Source organism: Peribacillus sp. SIMBA_075 (assembly GCF_046534585.1).
The window spans coordinates 1-231 of the sequence record NZ_JAWRYN010001711.1 but is presented as its reverse complement, the minus strand read 5'-3'; the positions used below and the strand labels follow the sequence as shown (position 1 = coordinate 231).

The 231-nt window shown below is 37.7% G+C and carries 1 pseudogene; it reads left to right on the top strand.

Annotated features, from left to right (window positions below):
* Positions 1-231, top strand: a pseudogene (locus SB775_RS34275) (hypothetical protein); the annotation flags it as partial.

The window sequence follows — 231 nt, the reverse complement described above, 5'->3', positions numbered from 1 at the left end:
CCACCCATCATAGTACGAATCTTGACCGGTACAATCGAGAGAATATAAAATCGATGCGCGATTATACGAAAGAAGAACGTGATGCGCAAATAGCGGCGCAAGTAGATAAGTTTAGTAAAGAGATTTATGGCGGGAATTATGAGTATCAAAATATGAAAGAAATATTAGGAACAGTAAAGGCTCATAATCCGAACACGAAGTTTTATATTTTTACAACGCCTGTTTCAGAGC